The following is an 18,164-nucleotide window of genomic DNA, read 5'->3' on the forward strand; positions in this document are numbered from 1 at the left end:
GGACGACATGGATTTCGCCCTAACCAGCATGAACCGCATGATCGCGCGGACCGGCGCCGCGCTTGGCCTAGCCATGCGCGCCATCCTTTTTACGGCCGCGCTTGTTCTCGTGCCCTTAGCGGGCGCCGAGGCGCGGGTGACGATCGACATCACCGGCGGCACGGCCGAGCCGCTGCCGATCGCGATCACCGATTTTGCCTCTGACAACGGCCTCGGCAAGCAGATTTCCGACGTCGTGAAGGCCGATCTCCAGCGCTCGGGCCTCTTTGCGCCGATCGACTCCTCGGCCTTTATCCAGAAGGGTCTGACCCCCGACGATCGGCCCGCCTTCGAGAACTGGACCGTGATCAACGCCCAGGCGCTCGTCGTCGGGCGCGTCGCCACCGAGGCCGACGGACGCCTGCGCGTCGAATTCCGGCTCTGGGACACCTTCGCCGGCCAACAGATGGACGGTCAGCAATTCTATGCCGATCCCAACAATTGGCGGCGCATCGCCCATATCATCGCCGATGCGATCTATGAGCAGATCACCGGCGAGAAGGGCTATTTCGACACCCATATCGTCTTCGTTGCCGAAGCTGGGGACAAGGCGAACCGCGTCAAGCGCCTCGCCATCATGGATCAGGACGGCGCCAATATGCGCTATCTGACGCAAGGCGAAGACCTCGTTCTGACGCCGCGCTTTTCGCCCAACCGCCAGGAAATTACCTATATGTCCTTCGGCAATGGCGAGCCGCGGGTCTATCTCCTGCAGCTGGAGACGGGTCAGCGGGAGATCGTCGGCAATTTCCCCGGCATGACCTTCTCGCCGCGCTTCTCGCCGGATGGCCAGAAGGTCATCATGAGCCTGCAGCAGGACGGCAATGCCAATATCTATGCGATGGATCTTCGCTCGCGCGCGACGACGCGCCTGACGAACACGGCGGCGATCGACACCTCGCCCTCCTATTCGCCGGACGGTCAGCGCATCGTCTTCGAATCGGACCGGGGCGGGCGCCAGCAGCTTTATGTGATGAATGCCGACGGTTCGAACCAGCAGCGCATCTCTTTCGGCGACGGGGCCTATTCGACCCCGGTCTGGAGCCCGCGCGGCGATCTCATCGCCTTCACCAAACAGTCGGGCGGCCAGTTCCAGATCGGCGTCATGCGGCCCGACGGCTCGGGCGAGCGCATCCTGACCTCCGGCTTTCATAATGAAGGCCCGACCTGGGCGCCCAATGGCCGTGTCCTGATGTTCTTCCGCGACCAGAAGGGCGGCGGCGGTCCGCAGCTCTTCTCGATCGATCTGTCCGGCCGCAACGAACAACGTGTGCCCACCCAGGGCTTTGCCTCCGACCCCGCCTGGTCGCCTCTGCTCGGCTGAGGTCAGACGGCACCAAAGCGCCGGTCCCATCAGGCCGGCGCAAGCTTCGCCGCTTATTCCGAAGTGGCTGTTGCCAACTTGCATCGCCTGCCCGACTCCACGGGCCGGCACCGCTGCCGAATCGATCGGCGACGGATGAGAGGCGGCGGGTCACGCATGCGTGAGGAAAAGACGAAAAAAGTCTTTCTTCACGAGGTGTTAAGTGTGGCGACGGTAAACCCGTCGCAAAGACCGACCAACAGTTTTTAAGGAGTTGGCCATGGGCCGTCTCTCTTGCCTCATCCGCAATCCTCTCGTCGTCGTGCTTCTGGCCGGCTTCCTTGCGGCGGGTTGCGCCAACAAGCAGGACGCCCTGCCGGACAACGCTGCGGGCCTCGGCCTGTCCGGCGCCGGCGGTGCGGGCGGTTATGGCGCCGGCAATGCCGCGCCCGGAACCTCCCAGGATTTCACGGTGAATGTGGGCGACCGCATCTTCTTCGACACCGATTCCTCGTCGATCCGGGCAGATGCCCAGCAGACGCTCCAGCGTCAGGCTCAGTGGCTGAACCAGTATCCGCAATATGCCATCACCGTCGAAGGTCATGCGGATGAGCGCGGCACGCGCGAATACAATCTGGCGCTCGGCGCCCGCCGTGCGGCGGCGACCCGTGACTACCTCTCCCAGCTCGGCGTTGCGCGCAATCGCATCAACACCATTTCCTACGGCAAGGAGCGGCCGGTCGCGGTCTGCGACGACATCTCCTGCTGGTCGCAGAACCGCCGTGCCGTGACCGTTCTCGGCGGCGCCGGAAGCTGATGGCGAAAGGCCTTGGTGGCAAGCAGGGCTTGCACCGCCAAGGCTCTTCCGTGCTAAACAACCCTCGCGCGCTGGCCGGCGCGCCGTCGGTGACGCGATCACGGCCGGCGATCGGTTCTTCAGCATGAGGTTTCCGGCATGATCCGTCGTTCGCTCCTTCTTGCGGTCTCAGGGGCCATGCTCCTCGCCACATCCGGCGGGGCTTGGGCCTTACCCCGTTCGGAAGGCTTCGACGCGTCCTCGCATGTGGTTGCGCGGGGGACGATCTCTCTGTCCGACCTGATGGGCGGAGCGAAGGCGTCAGAGACGCCGATGCGCGTGGCGCAGGCGAGCGATGTCCTGACCCGGCTGCAAAGGCTCGAGGAAGAGGTGCGTCGTCTGAACGGGCGCGTGGAAGAGCTGAGTTTCCAGCTCCTTCAGGCTCAGGAAGACATGCGCCGCGCGCAGGAAAACAACGAGTTCCGTTTTCAGGAATTGGAACAGGGCCCCGGTTCGGGCGGCTCTGGCGATGGCCTGCCGCAGCAGCGCGGCGACCTCGATCTCGGGTCTGCGAGCGGTTCCGACACCGCGCAAGCTGGCAGCGGCGCGGATGTCGGGAGCGGGGACGATATCGCTGGCATTCTCGAAAACCCCGATTTCAGCGCAGCCGGCGGCGCCGATCAAACGCCAGTTCCTTCGACAGCCGGAAACGGCGCTTCCGAAGGGGTCTATCGCGAAGCTTACGACCAGCTTCTGGCCGGCGACTACGAACTCGCCGAACAATCCTTTCGCCAATATGTGCAGACCTATCCGAACGCTCCGGACATAGCGGACGCGCAATATTGGCTCGGTGAGAGCCTGTTCCAGCAGCAGCGCTATGCCGATGCGGCGGAGGTCTTTCTGGAAGGCCAGAAGGCCCACCCGAACGCGACCAAGGCGCCGGACATGATGCTGAAGCTCGGCATGTCCCTCTCCGCTCTCGGCAATCGCGACACGGCCTGTGTCACCTTTCGCGAGGTGGCGAGCCGATACCCGGATATGAGCGACAATGTCCGCCGCAAGCTCTCCGAAGAGCAGTCCAAGGCCAAGTGCTGAGATTTCAGTCTCAGCGCCCGCCGTGTCGCCAGGGCGCGATGATCGGCCGCTGAGCTTGACCGAATTTTCGAGTCTTCTATCCGCCTGCTTTCCGGGCAATCCTCCCCCAAAACCAAACTCCTTCCTTATCGCCGTGTCCGGTGGGCCGGATTCGCTCGCGCTCCTGCGTCTTGCCGCCTTGTCCCAGAACCCGAACTGGTGCTTTGCGGCCGCGACCGTCGATCACGGATTGCGCCCGGAAGCGGCCTGCGAAGCGCGTTATGTGGCTAAACTCTGCCGCGCTTGGGCGATCCCGCATCAGACGCTTTCCTGGACAGGCTGGGACGGGACCGGCAATCTTCAGGCAGAGGCGCGCGCCGCTCGCTACCGCTTGCTGACGAGCCATGCGGAAGAGATCGGCGCCTCCGCGGTCATCGTCGCCCATCATCGTCAGGACCAGCGCGAGACCCATTGCCTCGCCAAGGCTCGGGGTCATCAAGGCGCAAGACTTGCCGGCATGCGCGCCGCGCGCGATCTGGCGCCTGGCGTAAAGCTCTTGCGGCCCTTCCTGTCGATCGATCCGGCGCGGCTTGCAGCGCTTTTACGCAAAGAGGGGATCGAGGCGGTGGCCGATCCTTCCAATCAAGATCGCCGATTTGCCCGCGTCGCCCTTCGCGAGGATTTGGCGCGATATGACGTCGAGCAACTTGCCGAGATCGACCAGGCGATTGTCCGAGCCTGCGAACAGCGCCGCGAGGAGATGGGGCGTCTGGCGGCTGTGATCGCCTGGCTGGACGCGGCGGGCGCGCTGGTTTTCGAGGTGAGTGGACGAGTGCGTCTCGATTGCGACGCGTTCGAGACGGGCGAGCGTGAGGTGAGAAGGGCGCTCCTATCGCGCCTCCTGACAGCAGCCGGCGGTGCGCCTGAAGCGCCAGATCGTGACAAGGTCACGCGGCTCGAACGCGCACTCGACGGCTGTGAGGTGGCTTTCGTCCGCACTCTTGGCGGAGCGCGGGTCTCCTTCACCCCAGGTCCCGGAACCCGCAAGGGCACCCTCGTCTTCGAACGAGAGTTTGGCCGAAAAGGCCCGCCAAGCGTGCGTGTCTCGAATGGCTTAAGACGGTATCTCTTCGATGAGCGTTTCGACATCGTCTTGTCAGATGAGGAAGCGGAAGAGGCGGGTTGGATCCTGCCGCTTGGTGCATTGGGGCGCGGCAACCTGCATGATAAAACCCTGCCATGCCTCGTCGATCGAAGCGGCGCGTTGATCGCGGCCCATCCGCTTCTTGCCGATAAGCTCGAACGTCCTAGCTTCTCAAACGCCTTCAGCCGTTTGGCTTGGCGTTTTGGCGCGGATCTGCACGCTGATGCCCAGAGGTAAATCCTGCCAAGTAAAGTGCAGTTATGCATGGCTTGGTTGTGAATTATTGCAAGGCGAGGTGATGATTTTCCTGCCTGCGGGCACTTCGTCCTGGACAGTTTAGGTGCGCTTTAAAGCGGGGATCCAAAAAATAATACAGAATTATTATAACGTGGTGGAGTGCGGCGTTCTCATCCCCCTGTTGGTACTTCAAGTGTGAGATATCTCTTAACGGATTTGTTTTAGCTTCGCCGCATGGACGCCAGCCGACGCTCTCCGTGAGAACGCCAAGGGCCTGAGTCGTCGATCCTTCCACCTTACCGAGGCGCGCTTCATGCTCAGTCGATTGACGTTTCCATCTGACTCCGATGCGATCCAGCAGGCCCTCGACCGTTCGATGGCCACGATCCAGTTCAAGCCAGACGGCACGATCCTCGAAGCCAACGACAACTTTTGCCAGGCCCTCGGTTATCAGCGGAGCGAAATCGTCGGGCGTCATCACAAGATGTTCGTTCAAGAGGCGCAAGCTCAGTCGCCGGATTATCAAACCTTCTGGCGCAGCTTGAGCGAGGGGCGCTTCATGTCGGGCGAGTTCAAGCGCATCGCTAAGGACGGACGGGAGGTCTGGATTCAGGCGAGCTACAACCCGATCCTCGACCGCAGGGGACGGTGTGTGAAGGTCGTGAAAATTGCCGCCGACATCACCTCCGAAAAGCGCAAGGCGATGGAGGATGCCGGGAAGCTGGATGCGCTGTCCCGCGCCCAGGCCGTGATCGAGTTCCTGCCTGATGGAACGATCCTTTCGGCCAATCCAAACTTTCTTCAAACAATGGGCTATCGCGAAGACGAGATCGTCGGCCGTCACCACAAGATGTTCGTCGACGCCCACTACGCCAAGTCCGAGGACTATGCGGGCTTCTGGCGCGATCTCGCGGCGGGTCAATTCTGTGCCCGCGAGTTCCTGCGCTTCGGCAAGGGCGGCCGAGAGGTCTTCATCCAGGCGACCTATAACCCTATTCGGGACGATGAGGGGCGCGTCTTCAAGGTCGTCAAATTCGCCACCGACGTCACGGGCCGTGTCGCTGCGGTGAGAAGTCTTGCCGGTGGCCTGAAGCGTTTGGCCGAGGGCGAGCTGGACCAGACGATCGAGACGGCGTTCGTGCCCGAGCTCGAAGCGGTGCGCCAGGATTTCAATAACGCCGTCGCCATGCTTCGGGACGCTTTGACCGATGTCGGCGAAAGCGCGAAGGCGTTCCGCGCCACGACGGCGGAGATCAGCGATGCGTCGAATGGCCTGTCAAGCCGGACACGCTTGCAGGCCGGCTCCGTCGAAGAGACCTCGGCAGCGGTCGCCAAACTCTACGGCGCGGTCGACGAGTCCGCCAAGCGCGCTGCCGATGTCAGCAAGCGCGTCTCCGCCATGCGAAGCGATGCCCAGACCTCGGGCCGCGTCGTCGAAAACACTACGGCGGCGATGAGCGCGATCGCAAACTCCTCTTCGGAGGTTACCCGTATCGTTTCGGTCATCGAGGAAATCGCCTTCCAGACCAATCTGCTTGCCCTCAATGCCGGGGTCGAGGCGGCGCGCGCCGGCGAAGCCGGTCGTGGCTTTGCCGTCGTCGCACAGGAGGTTCGCGCGCTGGCCCAACGCTCTGCCGACGCGGCCAAGGAGATCGACGCGCTGATCCAGCGCTCGGGCGAGCATGTGAAGGCGGGGGTGAAGCTCGTCGGGGAGACCGGAACCAGCCTGAGCGGCATCGTCGAGGCGGTTGCCGAGGTCGATCGGTTGATCGCGGCCATCGTTGAGACGACGCGGGCGCAAGGGGTCAATCTGTCCGAGATCACGCGAGCCGTCGAAACGATCGATCAGGGAACCCATCAGAACGGCGCCATGGTGGAGCAGGCGGCCAGCGCCTGCGCCAATCTCGGCGTCGAAGCCGAGCGCATGACGATGCTTCTGGCGCGCTTTGGGATCGACGCCGCCGCAACGGGCGCCGCGCGGCGAGCGGTCGCGGGAGGCGCTTATGCGCGTAACGAGAGGGCGGCTTGATCGGTTCTATCGGCGAGGGAAGACCAGGGCATTCGGTGGTCGTAGTGTCGCACGTCTTCCGTCTCGATCCTGAATTGGTGCGGCGTCCGTAGGCTTCGAATGCGTGGAGCACTTCCCCTGACGCTTCGTCATCTTCCTCGGGCTCGAAGAGCACGAGGAGCCATTCCGTCCCACTCGATGCCTTCATTCTTTCAAGGGCGCGCAACTTTCCACCACCGTCGATCTGGCATCCATGGCTTGGCGGTTGAGGACGGTGATGGCGCTTCGACTCCGCAGCTGCCTTCTGAACCACCCCAGATCAAACCAAAAAGGCGCGCCCCGATCGGAGCGCGCCTTTCGATGTTCCGAGCGATCAAGCGAAGGGCTTAAGCCGCGTCCTCGCTCGAATCCTTGCCCTTCTTGATCTCTTCGCCGGTCTCCTGATCGACGACCTTCATGGACAGGCGAACCTTGCCGCGCTCGTCGAAGCCCATGAGCTTCACATAGACCTTGTCGCCTTCCTTGATGACGTCGGTGGTCTTGGCGACCCGGCCTTCGCCGAGCTGGGAGATGTGAACGAGGCCGTCACGCGAGCCGAAGAAGTTGACGAAGGCGCCGAATTCGACCGTCTTGACGACGGTGCCCTCGTAGATTTCGCCGACTTCCGGCTCGGCCACGATCGAGTGGATCCACTTCTTGGCCGCCTCGATCTCCTTGCCGGAGGCCGACGCGATCTTGATCGTGCCGTCGTCGTCGATGTTGATCTTGGCGCCGGTCTTCTCGACGATCTCGCGGATGACCTTGCCGCCCGAGCCGATCACGTCGCGGATCTTGTCTGTCGGGATCTGCATGACCTCGATGCGCGGAGCGAACTCGCCGAGCTCGGCGCGGCTCTCCGAGAGGGCCTTGGCCATCTCGTCGAGGATGTGGATGCGCCCGCCCTTGGCCTGTTCGAGGGCGATCTTCATGATCTCCTCGGTGATGCCCTGGATCTTGATGTCCATCTGGAGCGAGGTCACGCCTTCCGACGTGCCGGCCACCTTGAAGTCCATGTCGCCAAGGTGATCCTCGTCGCCGAGAATGTCGGAGAGAACCGCAAAGCGCTCATCTTCCTTGATGAGGCCCATGGCGATACCCGCCACCGGACGCTTCAGGGGCACGCCGGCATCCATGAAGGCGAGCGAGGTGCCGCAGACGGTCGCCATCGAGGACGAGCCGTTGGACTCGGTGATCTCCGAGACCGCGCGCAGCGTGTAGGGGAACTGCTCCTGAGCCGGCAGCATCGGCCGAATGGCGCGCCAGGCAAGCTTTCCGTGACCGATTTCGCGGCGGCCGGGCGAGCCCATGCGGCCGGTCTCACCCACCGAATAGGGCGGGAAGTTGTAATGGAGCAGGAAGCGCTCCTTGTAGGTGCCGGTCAGGGCGTCGACGAACTGCTCGTCCTCGCCGGTGCCCAGCGTCGCGACGACAAGCGCCTGGGTCTCGCCGCGCGTGAAGAGCGCCGAACCATGGGTGCGCGGCAGGACGCCGGCCTCGGCGACGATCTGACGGACCGTCGATAGGTCGCGACCGTCGATGCGGCTCTTGGTGTCGAGAATGTTCCAGCGAACGATCTTGGCCTGGAGCGATTTGAAGACCGCGCCGACCTCTTCCTTCGTGTATTTGGTCTCTTCCGCGCCCTCGGGCAGGAAGTGCGCGGTCACCTTCGCCTTGGCGGCGTCGACGGCGCCGTAACGGGCCTGCTTGTCGGTGATCTTGTAGGCTTCGCGCAGATCGGTCTCGACCAGCTGCAGCATCTCGCCTTCGAGAGCCGAACGATCCGGCGCGGAATGCTCGCGCGGCTCCTTGGCGGCGACCTCGGCGAGCTTGATGATCGCATCGATCACCGGCTGGAAGCCCTTATGGCCGTGCATGACGGCGCCGAGCATGATGTCCTCGGGAAGCTCCTGGGCCTCCGATTCCACCATGAGGACCGCGTCCTGGGTACCGGCAACGACGAGGTCGAGCGCGGACTCGTCCATCTCGTCCACATGCGGGTTCAGCTTGTACTCGCCATTGATATAGCCGACGCGCGCCGCGCCGATCGGGCCCATGAAGGGCACGCCCGACAGGGTGAGGGCCGCCGAGGCCGCGACCATGGCGAGAATGTCAGGGTCGTTTTCGAGATCGTGCTGAAGAACCGTGACGACGACCTGGGTGTCGTTCTTGTAGCCTTCCGCAAAGAGCGGACGGATCGGACGGTCGATGAGGCGGGAGACCAGCGTCTCCTTCTCGGACGGACGGCCTTCGCGCTTGAAATAGCCGCCCGGGATCTTACCGGCCGCGAAGGCCTTTTCCTGGTAGTTCACGGTCAGCGGGAAGAAGTCGAAGCCGGCCTTGGGCTGCTTCTCGGAAACGACGGTCGCAAGGACCGTGGTCTCGCCATAGGTGGCGAGAACGGCGCCGTCGGCCTGACGGGCGATCTTGCCGGTTTCCAGGGTGAGCCGGCGGCCGGCCCAGTCGACATCCACGCGATGGGAATTGAACATGATAAGGTCTTGCCTTCTTGTCTTAAGGCGATCCGACCGGCCGCGCCGCTCTTCGGCGGGCCCTCACGTCGTCAAACGGATCATCGTCGGATCGCACATCGGTCGTGCGAAGGGGTCACGGGCAAGACGACGGAGGGCTTCAGGACAATTCCGGGACGAACCGGAGAAGAAGCCGTCTGCAATCCTGCCCCATGACGCCGTTCGGCGGATCCGCCGGCCCGGCCATGCCTGTCGCTTCTCAGCGCCGGCACCGCCTTTGTATGGGTCGGCGGGGGCTCCGGCGAAAGGCGTCCCTTGCGAGACGACATCCGCCGGAATGCGAAACCGGCGGGACCTTCAAGGGACCCGCCGGGCATTCGATCTCAAAGCGTCAACGGCGCAGGCCGAGACGCTGAATCAGGCTCTGGTAGCGCTCGTCTTCCTTGCCCTTCAGATAGTCGAGCAGGCGACGGCGCTGCGAGACGAGCTTCAGGAGGCCACGGCGGGAATGATTGTCCTTCTTGTGGCCCTTGAAGTGCTCGGTGAGATTGGTGATGCGCTCGGTGAGGAGGGCGACCTGGACTTCGGGCGAACCGGTGTCGCCTTCCTTGGTGCCGTATTCCTTGAGGAGTTCCGCCTTGCGCTCAGCCGTAATCGACATCGGGTCCCTTTCTGTTGTCGTTGGGTGGGTGTGTCGCCCGTGGCCGGGATGTCGTCCAGCGAGGGCCGTTGCCGCGCGTCACAGGGTTTGAGACCCTCGGCGCGGATGCCGTGCATATAAGGGATATCGACGGGGAATGATAGGGGGGCGGCGCGCCGCGCGTTCCCGGCGAAAAATCGACAGCGAGGGGTTGCGACCCGTCTCAACGCGCCGACCAATCGTCCGCCGTTCCATCTGACGCCGTCAGAGGAGGCCGGTCAGGCGAGATAGTCTGCGACGAGCCTTCTCAGATCACCCGCCTCGCCGATCCAGCCATCCATCTGCAGAAAGCCGTGAATCATGCCGTCGAACCGATGATGCATGACGTCATTGCCGGCCTCGTGCAGTCTTTGCGCGAAGGCTTCGCCCTCGTCGCGCAAGGGATCGTGCTCAGCGGTGACGATGAGGGCGCGGGGCAGGCGGGAGAGATCGGGCGCGAGCAGGGGCGAGACGATGGGGTCGGACCGGGCGGCGATGTCGGGCACGAAGAGCCCATTTTCATAGGCGAGCGACTCCTCGGTCATCACATGGCCGCTCTCGCTTCTCAGCGAGGCGAAAGGCCGATCCGGGCGCAGATCGGTGTTCGGATAAAGCAGCAACATCGCCTCCGGCATCGGCCCGCACGCCTCGCGCAGATGGATCGCCGTCACGGCGGCAAACAGGCCGCCGATGGAATCGCCGCCAATCGCAATGCGGTCGGGATCGAATCCGAGATCGCCAGCTTTCGACAGAAGCGCAGTTGTCGCCGTGATGCAGTCGGTCTGCGGAGCCGGCGAGGGATGTTCGGGCGCAAGCCTATAGTCGACCGAGGCAATGGCGCATCGAGTGGACGAAGAGAGCTGGCGCAATGCCACGTCGTGGCTGTCCAGCGAGCCGGCCATCGCGCCGCCGCCGTGATACCAGACGATGAGCCGCGACGCTTCGCTAGAGGGACGATAAAGCCGAACGGGGATTGCGCCGGCCGGTCCCTCGACCGCCAAAGCCTCCGCGCTGACATCGCCTGGGCTGTTGCCGGAATAGTCGGTCAGCGAGCCGGTCAAAGCGCGCGCCTGTTCAAGCTTCTGGGCCTCGTCGCGGGGCGGCACCTGGACGCCGGTCTTTCGCGACAGATCGGCAAGCACGGCCTTGGCATCGTCCTTCAACATGCTGCCTCCCTTAAATCCAGCGCTTCTTCTTGAAATAGGCGAGCAACCCCAAGGCGATGACGGTCATAACGGCAAGGGCGATGGGATAGCCATAGGGCGATTGGGTGAGCGGCATGTTCCAGTCGGAGATCTCGGGATTGAAATTCATGCCCCAGAGACCGGCCAGAAAGCCCAAGGGGATGAAGATCGTCGAGATGATCGTCAGAAGATTGATCACCTCATTGGTCGCGGCCGCCGATAAGGTCATGTGTAGATCGATGAGGCCTGCGGCGGTGTCGCGATAGGTGTCGTTGAGATCAATCAGCTGATCGCAATGGTCCTGGACATCGCCGAAATAGGTTTTGGTCTCCTCGCGTAGAAACGGACGATCGAGGCGCAGCAGCGCGTTGAGCGCGTCCCGTGTCGGACGCAGAACCCGGCGCAGATTGAGCATGTCGCGACGCAGGCCATGGATTTCAGGCACCTGAACGGCGTCGAGATCGTCGAAGATCTCGTCTTCCAATTCGTCGATGCGTCCCGTCTGCCGGTCGACGACCGGAAAATAGGCGTCGATCACCGCGTCGATCAGCGCATAGGCGAGATAGTCCGAATGGCCGGCATGGAGACGCGGCGCGCCCTTCTCGATGCGTTTGCGCACCGGATCGAAGGCGTCGCCCGGACGCTCCTGAAAGGTGAGGACGAAGCCTTCGCCGAAAAAGACCGAGAGCTGTTCGGAATTCCCCGTCGGATCGAGCATTCGAGCGACCACGAAGGCATGATCCTGATAGGGATCGCATTTCGGCCGCTGTTCCGTGTTGACCACATCTTCGAGCGCGAGGGGATGAAGGTTGAAGGCTGCCCCGATCCGTTCCACGAGGCCAATGTCGGAGAGGCCCGAGCAATCAAGCCAGATGACGGGCCATTCCGTGCGCAGAGCGAGAGCCTCGTCGAGATCGATGCCGACTTGCTTGTGAAAGCGCCCGTCGCCGATTCCATAGACCGAGAGGCGGGACGGCACGGCTTCGGGATCGGCCACCAGAAGGCCGGGCGGCGCCCCGACGCCGGAGCGATTCAGGGTGCTTCGCCTACGCTTCTTCTTTTTCAGTCTCGGGAATGCCACCATCGAACGCTTACCACTCTCGTCAACGCAATCGGCCGTCGCATGGGTCTATGCGACGGCCGCTCGGGTAACTTGAGAAAGGGGCGGCCGGTTGCAAGTGCGACGTGTGGTTGCCGCTTCGTAGGAAGCCCGACCCAATTTTGCTCAGCCGCGTCCGCCAAAGACGCGGCGCGGGTGGAACGAGCCCTGTTCGATCGCGCCGATGGCGATCAGCCGCCCATGCCCGGTCGCAAAGGCCTCTTCGCAAAAGGCCGGGGCGTCACGCCCCCTCAAGAGAACCGGATTGCCGGACAGGACGCGGCTCGCCTGTTCTTCCGATAGCGAGACCTCGTAAAGATCGGAGAGCGCCTCGGCCGCGTCCACGACATAGTCGTCCAGCGGCTCGAAATCGGTGACGCGTGCGGTGGCGCCGGCCTCGACCTGTTCCTCATCGAGCTCTTCGCGGCCCTCGTCGGCCGCCTCCATGAGTTCGTCGAGGGTCACCATGTCCTCTTCCTCGAAGGCGCCGACGGCGGTTCGGCGCAGATCGATCACATGGCCGAAGCAGCCGAGATCGCGGCCGAGATCGCGCGCGATCGCCCGCACATAGGTGCCCTTGCCGCATTCGGCCTCGAAAACCGCCGTGTCGTCGTCCGGGCGCTCCAGGAGTTCCAGCCGGTGAACGGTGACGATGCGGCTGGCGATCTCTACCTCTTCGCCGGAGCGCGCCAGATCATAAGCACGCTCGCCATCGATCTTGATGGCGGAAAAGCGCGGCGGCACCTGCTCGATCTCGCCGATATAGTCGGGCAGGCGATCGAGTATCGCCTCCTCGCTCGGCCGCATCTCGGCGCTTTCGACGACCGGGCCTTCAGTATCGTCGGTCGTCGTCTCGGCGCCCCAGCGAACGGTGAAGCGATAGGTCTTGCGACCGTCCATTACATAAGGAACGGTCTTGGTCGCATCGCCAAAGGCGATCGGCAGCATGCCCGAGGCGAGCGGATCAAGCGTGCCGGCATGGCCCGCCTTCTGAGCGAAATAGAGCCGCTTCAGCTTGGCGACCGCATCGGTCGAGCCGAGACCCTTCGGCTTATCGAGAATGACCCAGCCATTGATCGGCCGGCCTTTGGGCTTCTTTCCACGGCGCGCCATCACTTCGTCTCCTCGTCATCGGTCTCGTCCTCGTCGAGATCGCGGGCGACCTCGGGCGAGCGCAGGAGCGCGTCGATCCGCGCGAAATTGTCGAAGGAGGTGTCCTCGCGAAAGCGAATGTCGGGCATGTATTTCATCTGTTTGAGCGCCGGCGTGACCCGGCCGCGAATGAATCGCGCATTGGAATTGAGCGCATCGACGAAGGGCGTGACGTCGTCCTGTCCGAGCACCGTCACATACGCGGTGGCGAGCTTCAGATCCGGCGACATGCGCACTTCGGACACGGAGACGACGGCCTTTTCGAGCAGCGGGTCGCGAATTTCGCCGCGCTGCATGACCTCCGTCAGCGCGTGGCGAACCTTTTCGCCGACCGAAAGCTGGCGTTGGCTGGGCCCGGAACCGGGCTTTTGATGGGAGCGGGATGCCATGGAACTAAAAAAGCTGTCCTCTCGTCTGATCGTCTCGTTTTGCCGTTCGTGCCAAAACCTCGGCGCTCGGGCATCTCATTGAATGGCGAACGCCCTTTTCGGCCCGCTCTTGAACAAGCAGACGAGCCTTTAAAGGGACCAACTCCGCCGAACGGATCGGCTTTCGACTTCGATCGTGTGTTTCGTCTTCGCTGCCGCCGAGGCTGGGACTCGGAAAACCGGAAGCGGCTTTCGGACCGGCCCGATCCCGCGCTCGAGGCAGATAACTGAACTCGGCAAGGGACGGGTAAGCACCGGCCGGCCTTCTCCAATGCCGTCGCAAAATTGTCAACCGTGGCGAAGGGCTGTTTCGGATCAGCGCGAGCTAACGCGCACGGCTTGTAGCACGGCGCCATGGGTCCTCAGCCAAACCCGTCCATCCTCGCTGCCGGGGCAGAGCTTGCGGCAGAGTGCCCAGAAAGCCGCCGAATGGTTCATTTCGACGAAATGGGCGACCTCGTGGGCCGCGAGATAATCGAGGACGTCAGGCGGCGCCATGGCGATCCGCCAGGAAAAGGACAAGCGGCGATCCGATGTGCAGGAGCCCCAACGGCTCTTGGTGTCCTTGAGCGTCATGGCCGCCGGCTTCAGGCCGACCGTTTGGGCATGGCGCTCGACGGCGACCATAAGGGCGGACTTGGCTTCGGCTTTCAAGAAATCGGCGACCCGCCGGGCGAGATGCTCCGGCGCGCCGCCCACATGAAGCTCCGAGAGCGCTTGGGCGGCGCCGGTCCGCGCGGGCTCGGCGAAGAGCGCGACGAGGCGCGGATCGTCCGGCTCGGCGTCGATGCCGAGCGGTGCCGGGCTCAGCTTCGTGCGCAACCGTCCGCCATGATGGACGATGCGCAGAGGCGCACCGCGAAAGGGCAGGATGGCGCCATCGATGATATCGATCGGGCGGGGGGCATCGTCGAGACGATCCTCGATCCAGCTGCGATGACGCTCCAGAAACTCCGCGATCTGGCGGGTGCCGGCGCGGGGCGGCGCCGTGACGAGGACGCCGTCGCCTTCCGGCGCCAGTCGTAGGATGAGGCGGCGGGCCTGGCGATTGCGGCGAACCGTCACGAGAAGATCGCGGCCGGCGACATGGATCGATTGGACCGGCTCTGCGCCCGACAGGCCTGCTCTCGGTCGCTTCGTGCTCGTCGTCTTGCGAAATGCGATCGCCATCGAAACTGTCGGCATCCCCTCATCGTCGATCCGGCGCCGATCAAAGCGTTCCGCCACTTTGTCTCAAGGCCTCGTGATGCTGCTCGAATCGCGGCTATATTTCAATGACATCGCCAGCCCCGTCATTCCTCCGCGAAAACGCGAAACGGCGGCGCGAGATGCGCCGCCGTTCCTAAAAAGTCAAGCGAGGATGGTCGGTCTGATCAAGGAGCGTTTGCCAGGCTTGCCGCCGATAACGAACGCACGGGATTAGGCCGGCTGGCCGTCCACGACCGGGCCGCTATGGTTCGTCTCGCGACGACGGCGGTCGGACATGAAGCGATCGAATTCTTCCTGGTCCTTGGCGCGGCGCAACTCGCGGGCATACTCCTCGAACTCGGCGGCAGCCTCGTTCAGGCGGCGGCGCTCTTCGTCGAGGCGGGAAAGCTCCTTCTCACGCCAGTCGTCGAAGGCGACATTGCCGGTGCGCTCGAAGCCGAAGCCCTTGCCCATGCCGGAGCGCTTGACGCCGGACATGAAGCGGTCGGTCGACAGGTTCACATCGCGCTTGAAGGATTCGAGCCGGTCGCCCCACAGAATATACGCCAGCACGGCGAGGCCGAGAGGCCAGAAGACGAAGAAACCACCGACCATGAGAGCAATGGTTGCCGGCGTCCAGGCCGGACGGATCAACGCTTGCGAAGACATTCTTGCCACGTTCCTTTCATTGGAGGGCCGCGACGCCAAGCATCGCGGGTGATCTAAACGATCTACTCTGTTCACTCCTTGAGATGTGGTGGGTCTGATCGCGGAGTTCAATTGGCTCACGCGGAAAAATCGCGCGCCTCTCGTCGCCTCTCGTCGCATCGAAGGGGCCTGCGAAAGGCGCGTGACGAAGGCCTGGAATGAAGCCTCACCATAGCCTTGCGCCTCCGGCGTCGCGTCCAAACGCGGGGGACATCTCTTTTCCGCCGTAGTGCGTCGGGGCAAGCGCCTGTTCGAAGGCTCCTGGCAAGGCCGCTTCAGACCCGACACGAGCGGCGGGTCTTCCCTAAAGTCAACTGCGGCGCTCGCGGCAGGCTCTGGCGAAAGCCTCGAAGATCGCGGCCGAGGCGGCATCTGTCTCGGCCCAATATTCCGGATGCCATTGGACGCCGAGCGCGAATCCTTGTGCCTTCGTCACCGAGATCGCCTCGATGGTGCCGTCCGGCGCCCGTGCCTCCACCTGCAAACCCACGGCCAGCCGGTCGATCGCCTGGCGATGAAGCGAATTGACCCGGATCGGCCCCTCGCCGACGATCTCCTCCAGCACGCCGCCCGGCTCGATCGCCACATCATGGCGGATGGCGAAGCGCTCCCGCTGTTCCTGATGCTTGATCGCGCGATGGTCCATGCGCCCTTCGATCTCTTGGACCTCGGCATGAAGCGTGCCGCCCAGCGCGACATTCAGCTCCTGATGGCCCCGGCAGATGCAGAGGAGCGGAAGGCCACGATCGAGCGTTGCTCGGATCAAGCGTTCGGTCAGGCGGTCGCGTTCGGGATCATAAGGTTCATGGGCGACGCTCGGTGGCACGCCGTAACGATCGGGATGGACATTCGACGCCGAGCCCGTGAGCATCACGCCGTCGATGCGGTCGAGCACGGCTTCGATGTCGAACTCCTCCGAGAGCGCCGGCACGATCAAGGGCACCGCTTTGGCGACGCGGATGAGCGCCTTGAGATAGGTGTCGGGCGATGCGTGCCAGTGATAGTTTTCGACCGCCTTCACGTCGGCCGGGACGGCGATGAGGATGGGAGAGGTTGTTTCCGGCATGACGGTCACGGGAATGGCGTTGAGGAGAGACGGTTGCGTTGGCCCGTCCTACACCGCCGGCATCGTGATTGCATCTGCGATCATCCGGCCTCCCATCATGAATGGAAGGCTGCGAAGGCTGCGAAGGATGCGAAGGCGGCGAGGTTTAAGGGGAGAGGAGCAGGCGCTTTGAGCGGAGGCAATGGGAAAGCGGCCGGCGAAAGGCACTGAAACATCGACGCTTCCCGCTTGTCTTCGCCCGATCGCGCCCTTAGAGCTTGGCTCCCAAAGGCGGGCGAAAAGCCGGTTGCCGGTGCGGCGTGGTCTTTTTTGTGCCGCATGTCATCATTGCAGTTGGGAGGAATTGTTCATGGATAGACGCAAATTCATTTCGGGCGCGGCCAAGGGCGCGCTCGGAGCCGGCACGGTGGGCCTTGCCGCAGGCGGTCTCGCGGCGCCCGCCATTGCCCAGTCGAACCCGAAGATCACCTGGCGCTGCCAGTCGTCGTTCCCCAAATCGGTCGACACCATCTTCGGTGCGTCCGAGCGCATGGCCCGCTACGTCACCGAGGCCTCGGACGGCCAGTTCGAGGTCCAGATGTTCGCCGCCGGCGAGATCGTGCCGGGCGGTCAAGTCTATGACGCAGTCGCAGGCGGCACGGTCGAGATGGGCCATACGGCGTCCTATTATTATTGGGGCCAGGACCCGGCATTCGCGCTCGGCACCGCTGTGCCCTTCGGCCTCAATGTGCGTCAGATCAATGCCTGGATCATTGATGGCGGCGGTCAGGCTTTGCTCGACGATTTCTACGCCAAGAAGGGCATCTATGCGCTTTTGATGGGCAATACGGGCGCTCAGATGGGCGGCTGGTATCGCAAGGAGATCAATACGGTCGAGGACCTCAAGGGTCTGAAGCTGCGAATCGCGGGTCTTGCAGGGCGAGTGGTCGAGAAGCTCGGCGTCGTGCCCCAGCAGATCGCGGCGGGCGACATCTATGCCGCGCTCGAGCGCGGCACGCTGGATGCGACCGAATTCGTCGGCCCCTATGACGACGAGAAGCTCGGCTTCTACAAGGTAGCCCCCTATTACTACTATCCCGCTTGGTGGGAAGGCGGCGCGGCCCTTCATCTGATGGTCAATCTCGACCAGTGGAACGAATTGCCCGAGCGCTATAAGACGCTTCTGCGCGCGGCGTCGGAGGCGGCGAATTCGGCGATGCTCGCAGCCTATGACTACCGCAACCCGAAGGCCATCCGCTCGCTAGTGCAGAACGGAACGCAGCTGCGGCCTTTCAGCCAGGAAATCCTCGACGCGTCCTTCGAGGCCTGGAACGAGGTCGAGGCTGATCTGATGGCCAACAATGCCGACTACAAGACGATCGCTGAGAGCCAAAAGGCCTTCAAGCGCGACGCCTATCTCTGGGCGCAGCTGTCGGAATACACCTACGACACCTTCATGATGGTGAAGCAGCGTAACGGCGAGCTTTGATCGTCTGCTCCGTGGCATGAATGAAAGGCCTTCGAACCCGGCGGGTTCGGAGGCCTTTTTGTTTTGCCGGCATGCGCCCTGCCG

At 63.4% G+C, this 18,164-nt stretch carries 15 protein-coding genes; 6 read left to right on the top strand and 9 right to left on the bottom strand.

All coding sequences use genetic code 11. From position 1 onward, the window contains the following. Nucleotides 1-73: 73 nt before the first annotated feature. From tolB to B9A15_RS09160, 5 genes are all read left to right on the top strand, one after another. A complete protein-coding gene (gene tolB, locus B9A15_RS09140) occupies nt 74-1,363 on the top strand; it encodes a Tol-Pal system beta propeller repeat protein TolB (RefSeq protein ID WP_139798302.1) in 1,290 nt (429 codons plus the stop codon). A gap of 259 nt (nt 1,364-1,622) precedes the next feature. Further along, the gene (gene pal, locus B9A15_RS09145) at nt 1,623-2,159 is read left to right on the top strand and encodes a peptidoglycan-associated lipoprotein Pal (protein WP_084409747.1); all 537 of its coding nucleotides are present in this window, start codon (nt 1,623-1,625) and stop codon (nt 2,157-2,159) included. Between the two features lie 138 nt (nt 2,160-2,297). Further along, complete coding sequence (ybgF, locus tag B9A15_RS09150) at nt 2,298-3,233, top strand: tol-pal system protein YbgF (RefSeq protein WP_084409748.1); 936 nt, start codon at nt 2,298-2,300, stop codon at nt 3,231-3,233. 55 nt (nt 3,234-3,288) lie between these two features. After that, complete coding sequence (gene tilS, locus B9A15_RS09155) at nt 3,289-4,593, top strand: tRNA lysidine(34) synthetase TilS (protein WP_170923222.1); 1,305 nt, start codon at nt 3,289-3,291, stop codon at nt 4,591-4,593. A 313-nt stretch (nt 4,594-4,906) separates the two neighbouring features. Beyond that, the gene (locus tag B9A15_RS09160; RefSeq protein WP_084409750.1) at nt 4,907-6,622 is read left to right on the top strand and encodes a methyl-accepting chemotaxis protein; all 1,716 of its coding nucleotides are present in this window, start codon (nt 4,907-4,909) and stop codon (nt 6,620-6,622) included. A 365-nt stretch (nt 6,623-6,987) separates the two neighbouring features. On the opposite strand, the gene pnp is transcribed toward B9A15_RS09160, so the two are convergent. The 9 genes from pnp to B9A15_RS09205 form a co-directional block, all read right to left on the bottom strand. Continuing rightward, entirely contained in the window at nt 6,988-9,129 is a 2,142-nt protein-coding gene (gene pnp, locus B9A15_RS09165; protein WP_084409751.1) for a polyribonucleotide nucleotidyltransferase, read from the bottom strand. Between the two features lie 370 nt (nt 9,130-9,499). Then, nucleotides 9,500-9,769, bottom strand: coding sequence for a 30S ribosomal protein S15 (rpsO, locus tag B9A15_RS09170; protein ID WP_084409752.1), 270 nt, complete (start codon nt 9,767-9,769; stop codon nt 9,500-9,502). Nucleotides 9,770-10,026: 257 nt separating this feature from the next. After that, on the bottom strand, nt 10,027-10,953 hold the full coding sequence (locus B9A15_RS09175) for an alpha/beta hydrolase (protein WP_084409753.1): 927 nt from the start codon (nt 10,951-10,953) through the stop codon (nt 10,027-10,029). Between the two features lie 10 nt (nt 10,954-10,963). Continuing rightward, entirely contained in the window at nt 10,964-12,055 is a 1,092-nt protein-coding gene (gene corA / locus B9A15_RS09180) for a magnesium/cobalt transporter CorA (protein WP_084409754.1), read from the bottom strand. A 141-nt stretch (nt 12,056-12,196) separates the two neighbouring features. Then, nucleotides 12,197-13,183 (bottom strand): tRNA pseudouridine(55) synthase TruB, encoded by a 987-nt coding sequence (gene truB / locus B9A15_RS09185; protein ID WP_084409755.1) that lies wholly within the window; start codon nt 13,181-13,183, stop codon nt 12,197-12,199. Continuing rightward, the gene (rbfA, locus tag B9A15_RS09190; protein ID WP_084409756.1) at nt 13,183-13,611 is read right to left on the bottom strand and encodes a 30S ribosome-binding factor RbfA; all 429 of its coding nucleotides are present in this window, start codon (nt 13,609-13,611) and stop codon (nt 13,183-13,185) included. The genes truB and rbfA overlap by 1 nt, the downstream gene beginning before the upstream one ends. Before the next feature lie 354 nt (nt 13,612-13,965). Next, nucleotides 13,966-14,820, bottom strand: coding sequence for a M48 family metallopeptidase (locus tag B9A15_RS09195; RefSeq protein ID WP_084409830.1), 855 nt, complete (start codon nt 14,818-14,820; stop codon nt 13,966-13,968). Between the two features lie 249 nt (nt 14,821-15,069). After that, on the bottom strand, nt 15,070-15,507 hold the full coding sequence (locus B9A15_RS09200) for a DUF2852 domain-containing protein (protein WP_084409757.1): 438 nt from the start codon (nt 15,505-15,507) through the stop codon (nt 15,070-15,072). 349 nt (nt 15,508-15,856) lie between these two features. Then, nucleotides 15,857-16,612 (bottom strand): gamma-glutamyl-gamma-aminobutyrate hydrolase family protein, encoded by a 756-nt coding sequence (locus B9A15_RS09205; protein WP_084409831.1) that lies wholly within the window; start codon nt 16,610-16,612, stop codon nt 15,857-15,859. Between the two features lie 349 nt (nt 16,613-16,961). Here B9A15_RS09205 and B9A15_RS09210 point away from each other — a divergent pair, with 349 nt between their 5' ends. After that, nucleotides 16,962-18,080 (top strand): TRAP transporter substrate-binding protein, encoded by a 1,119-nt coding sequence (locus tag B9A15_RS09210; protein ID WP_084409758.1) that lies wholly within the window; start codon nt 16,962-16,964, stop codon nt 18,078-18,080. Nucleotides 18,081-18,164 lie beyond the last annotated feature (84 nt).

The sequence above is a fragment of the Fulvimarina manganoxydans genome (assembly GCF_900176465.1).
Lineage (GTDB): Bacteria > Pseudomonadota > Alphaproteobacteria > Rhizobiales > Rhizobiaceae > Fulvimarina > Fulvimarina manganoxydans.